The following is a 326-nucleotide window of genomic DNA, read 5'->3' on the forward strand; positions in this document are numbered from 1 at the left end:
TGGCAGTTTTGCGGATACAGGAGAAAAAAAACACCGCAGGGACTGATAGCCCTGAGCATATCGGAACTGCGTAACCTGCTGTCAAAACTGATGAAAAAGACCAGAGAAACCGTCGAACAGATTTTATTTTGGTCAAACTGGCGACGACGACATCAGTACCGCGCACAACAATGTCATTATCGGCGCCGGGATACCCCTCTTATTCCACAGCCATTACGGCTGTAGTACTAATACCCGCAATGGCTATTCCGCTAAAACGCTACTGACTGAAGAAGGCGAACTGGCGCTGCAAATTCCCCGCGATCGTGAAAGTACCTTTGAACCCC

2 pseudogenes are annotated in these 326 nt (G+C 49.1%); both read left to right on the forward strand.

What is annotated here, in order from left to right:
- Positions 1-225: pseudogene (locus AACS92_RS04255) on the forward strand (hypothetical protein); the annotation flags it as partial.
- A 1-nt stretch (position 226) separates the two neighbouring features.
- Positions 227-326, forward strand: a pseudogene (locus tag AACS92_RS04260) (transposase); the annotation flags it as partial.

Origin of the sequence: Xenorhabdus sp. KJ12.1 (genome assembly GCF_963876495.1) — a bacterium.
Lineage (GTDB): Bacteria > Pseudomonadota > Gammaproteobacteria > Enterobacterales > Enterobacteriaceae > Xenorhabdus > Xenorhabdus stockiae.